The sequence below is a fragment of the Allobosea sp. genome (genome assembly GCF_030694325.1).
Lineage (GTDB): Bacteria > Pseudomonadota > Alphaproteobacteria > Rhizobiales > Beijerinckiaceae > Allobosea.
This window is the reverse complement of record NZ_JAUXYO010000252.1, coordinates 1-3,539: the sequence shown is the minus strand read 5'-3', so window position 1 is coordinate 3,539 and position 3,539 is coordinate 1. Positions and strand designations below refer to the sequence as shown.

The following is a 3,539-nucleotide window of genomic DNA, read 5'->3' as shown; positions in this document are numbered from 1 at the left end:
ACCCGCCTCGGGCGTGGCGGCGCCGATCCCGCCGACGCGGCCGGCCGATCTGTCGCCGTCTCCGCGCGAAGCCGGCGCCCGTCCGCCTGCGGCAGTGACCAATGTGGCCCGAACCGCGCCTGCGCCCGCTCCCGCTGCCCGCGCCAGCGCTCCCGCCCAGCGCGATCCGATCGCGGATCTGATCAACGGCGCCGACATCCGCCCGCCCGCGGAGGTTCGCGGCGTCGCGCAGGCGCGCTCGTCGAACCAGCGCCGCAGCGCCGAGAACTGATGGGCGCGGGGGGCAAGCGGCCGATGGCGCGCCTGACCAGCGATTTCTGGGTTTCAGCCTATCTGCGCCAGGCCGCGCATGACGGGCTCGTCGCGGTGCTGCGGCGACGCGGCGCGGCCGAGGCCGGCGCGATCTTCGTCAAGCTCGACCGGCTCGACCGGACCGCTGCGCTCTACGGCCCGGCGCCGCAGTCCCTCGCCGAGGATGACGGCATCCGCCGCTTCCAGCTCGTTCTCGATTCCGATCCCGGCAGCGTCGAGGAGCGGGTCGCGCGCGAGCTGCGCTTCGATTCCGATCTCTGGCTGGTCGAGATCGAGAACCGCGCGGGCGATCCCAGGCTCGATCTGGTCGAGAGCTGATCGCGGCGGTCGCCGCAGGAGCGGCCGTGAGCTGTCGCTCAGCTGCGCTCGCGCTTGAGGCCGATCTTGCGGAGGATTTCGCTGGCGCCGCCCGCCGGCTCCTGCCGGGCGGATCCCGGCCGCTGCGGCGTGCCGCTGGCATCCATCGCCGGCTGATGCTGCCCCTTCCGGGCGAGAGGCGGCGTGGCGATGCCGCCGACCTGCGCGACCAGCCGCAGCGCCACGGCCGGCCGGACGCTGCGCATCAGCGCGACCACCGCGAAGATCCGCTCGACCGAATGGGCCGCCTCGTCGCCCAGCCGAATCAGGAACCGCGTCGCATCCTCGACGCTGGCGCCGGCGGCGGTCAGGGCCAGCGCCGTCAGGTCGCGCGAGGTGTCGGCCGCCATCGCCTCCGCCAGCAAAGGCCCGCCGCCGAGATGCGCGGACACCGCCTGAAAGGCGCTTGCCCGATCATCCGCCGCCATGGCCAGCCAGCCGGCGAAGATCTCGCCTGACACGACCGGACGCCGCTCGGAGGGGCTCAGCGTTTCGAGGGCTCCCAGCGAATCGAGGATCGCCAGCCGCCGCTCGGGGCCGGCCGCCAGGAACAGCGGCGCGAGATCGACGCTCGACAGGTCGCGCCGCGCCAGCAGCGGCGGGGCATAGCCGGCGTCGTGGCGGGCCCGCGCGACCAGCAGGTCGAGCGCCGCGCGGGGCAGTGCCACGGCGCCCCGCGTCATCAGCGCGAAGTCGATCGCCCGATCCCCGCGCTCGACCAGGATCAGCACGGCGGTGGCCGTGAGGTCGCTGCGCTCCGCCAGCGCCGAGGCCAGCCGCCCGTCGGGCTCGCCGGCGATATCTTCCATCTCGGCCGGGCCCAGCGGCAGCCCATGCCGGATCAGGGCGGCGAGCACGGCGCCGCCCCGGGCGCGCAGAGCCTCGAGGGCGGGCGCCGGCGCGTGCGGCCAGGCCGCGATCTTGCGGGCGAGGATGACGGCGGTGGCCTCGTCGACGCCCGGCACCAGCGTCGCCGCCATCTCGCCGAAGGCGGCGAGATCGTCGGGGGCGGGCTGGGGCGTCGACATCAGCAGGTCCGCCTTCACCCGCAGCGAGACCTGGCTGAGATCGAGCCCGCCATCGCGCGCGAGGCGGGCGAGCTGGGCGATTTCGGCGGAAATGCGCGACGGCATGGGCTTCTCGGCTGGTGATTCTGGGTTCGGGCGACAGTAATCCCCGAGCCTTTAAGAGGGCGTTAACCATGTGCGGGCCTGATGTGAACCGGAGAGCGATCTCCCGCGACCCACAAGCAAGGCGCCAAGGCATGGAGGCGCATCATGGCCGTCGTCATCTCCCTCGCGTCCCGGCTGCGGACGCAACCGCCGGAAGCCCGGACCGAGCGTCCGGAGTCCGCCGCGATCCTGTTCTTCACCGGCGTCCGCTACGAGCGTGAGGCCGAGCCCGCTGCCGCCGAACCGGTGGTGCCGCGCCGCTCCCGCGCGCTGGCCGCCAACCGTCCCAAGCGGCCGAAGAAGGCGACCAGCGCCCGGCAGCCGGCGTGACGCAGATCTCTCGCTCTGCAGGCGCACCCGCTGCGCGGGCCGCGGCCCTGTCGCTGCTTCTCGCCGCGGGCGCCTGCACCGGCGATCTCGGCCGCCCGCGGCAGGACATCTTCAGTCAGGTGCTGGCACCGCAGGCCGGCTTCTGGGCCGCCACGGCGCGCGGCGAGGCCGCCTCGTATTTTCGCTTTACCGACGATGAGGAGCAGCTGCGCGACCGCGCCTGGCGCTTCGTCATGCCGAGCCATGAGAAAAGCGTCTTCCAGCGCCGCGTCTCCGACCTCGCCCATGCGCGCATCCTGCCGGCGCAGATGCAGTCCAGCGCGAAGTCCGACTATTTCGACGCCCTGACCGGCGGCTCCTTCGCCTCGCAGGCCTCGCGCTATGCCCGCCTCGCGGAGGATGCCAATGCCGACCGCCTTCTGATCGGGCCGTTCCGCGCCAACGCCATGCGCGTCGTGGCGGCGGACCGCGTGCGGATGCGGACAGCCGAAGCCTCGCCGGATGTCGCGCCCTCGCAGATCGACCCGGCCCAGGCCCGCGTCGTCGAGAACGAGGGGCTGATCCTCTGGGTCTGCGAGCGCGTCGGCTTCCGCATCGAAAGCTATCGCTACGCACTCGCCAATCTCGTGGTCGAGATGCCGTCGCGCGAGGCGATCCGGGCCGAGCGGGCGATCATGGCGCTGGAGGCCGAGGCCGGCCCGCTCTGCAAGATGCCGCTGATCGGCGTCTTCGGTGGCGAGGGACGCGGCCCTGCGGGCGACGGTGACAAGGCGCCGGTCGTCTACAAGGGCTGACCGTCAAGTCCGTCAGTCCGCCATGCCGCAGGCGACGCCCCTCGCCAGGGCCTCGGCATCGGCCCGATCCGACGGCAGGCGCGCCAGCACGCGCACGACGATGAGACCCTGCTCGCTGTCCGAGACGACCCGCAGCTCGCGCGCGGCTTCGCCTTCCTCGTCGCGAGCGGCGCGTTCGTCGCGCTGATCCTCCGTCATCACCACGAACTCGACGACGCCGCGCACCGCGGCGCGGTCGGTGATCGCGTAGACGACCCCGCCGCCCTGGCGATGGAGCGTCAGGCCGAGCGGCAGAGTACCGACGCGGGCGACGACCCGCATCGGCCCGGCGCGAAGATCATAGCTGCAGATCGCGGTGACGGTGGCCGGATCGGCCTCGCGCGGCAGCGGCAGGCCACGCGGATCTCCGGCGATCAGTTCTGCCTGCCCGCCCGTGCCGAGCGTGCCATAGGCATGGGCGGCATCGCTGGTCGAGACGACCGGGATCGTCAGGATGGTCACGATATGGACGATGCCGGCGAGGACGAGCCCTGCGGCGGTCGCCAGCAGCAGGCGGCGCAGCGACGCGCCGAGG

Annotated in this window: 5 protein-coding genes and 1 pseudogene; 4 read left to right on the top strand and 2 right to left on the bottom strand. The window is 73.2% G+C overall.

Features of this window, described 5'->3' with window-relative positions; genetic code table 11:
* Both Q8M82_RS16570 and Q8M82_RS16565 read left to right on the top strand, forming a co-directional pair.
* Nucleotides 1-271, top strand: a pseudogene (locus Q8M82_RS16570) (hypothetical protein); the annotation flags it as partial.
* 23 nt (nucleotides 272-294) lie between these two features.
* Nucleotides 295-630: a DUF1491 family protein gene (locus Q8M82_RS16565; protein ID WP_305692426.1), complete on the top strand. Its 336-nt coding sequence runs from the start codon at nucleotides 295-297 to the stop codon at nucleotides 628-630.
* A gap of 38 nt (nucleotides 631-668) precedes the next feature.
* On the opposite strand, the gene Q8M82_RS16560 is transcribed toward Q8M82_RS16565, so the two are convergent.
* Nucleotides 669-1,802 (bottom strand): hypothetical protein, encoded by a 1,134-nt coding sequence (locus tag Q8M82_RS16560; protein WP_305692424.1) that lies wholly within the window; start codon nucleotides 1,800-1,802, stop codon nucleotides 669-671.
* 144 nt (nucleotides 1,803-1,946) lie between these two features.
* On the opposite strand from Q8M82_RS16560, the gene Q8M82_RS16555 reads away from it, so the two are divergent.
* Both Q8M82_RS16555 and Q8M82_RS16550 read left to right on the top strand, forming a co-directional pair.
* Nucleotides 1,947-2,171: a hypothetical protein gene (locus Q8M82_RS16555; RefSeq protein WP_305692427.1), complete on the top strand. Its 225-nt coding sequence runs from the start codon at nucleotides 1,947-1,949 to the stop codon at nucleotides 2,169-2,171.
* Nucleotides 2,168-2,965, top strand: a complete 798-nt coding sequence (locus tag Q8M82_RS16550) for a hypothetical protein (RefSeq protein WP_305692423.1) — start codon at nucleotides 2,168-2,170, stop codon at nucleotides 2,963-2,965. Before Q8M82_RS16555 ends, Q8M82_RS16550 begins: the two co-directional genes overlap by 4 nt.
* A gap of 12 nt (nucleotides 2,966-2,977) precedes the next feature.
* Here the strand turns inward: Q8M82_RS16550 and Q8M82_RS16545 are convergent.
* Nucleotides 2,978-3,539 (bottom strand): DUF1254 domain-containing protein (locus Q8M82_RS16545; RefSeq protein WP_371126384.1); only part of this gene is annotated, 562 nt, incomplete at its 5' end.

Bases quoted from the DNA above. Each gene is read 5' to 3' on its own strand.
- Q8M82_RS16565 (WP_305692426.1), top strand. From the start codon at position 295: ATGGCGCGCCTGACCAGCGATTTCTGGGTTTCAGCCTATCTGCGCCAG.
- Q8M82_RS16560 (WP_305692424.1), bottom strand. From the start codon at position 1,802: ATGCCGTCGCGCATTTCCGCCGAAATCGCCCAGCTCGCCCGCCTCGCG.
- Q8M82_RS16555 (WP_305692427.1), top strand. From the start codon at position 1,947: ATGGCCGTCGTCATCTCCCTCGCGTCCCGGCTGCGGACGCAACCGCCG.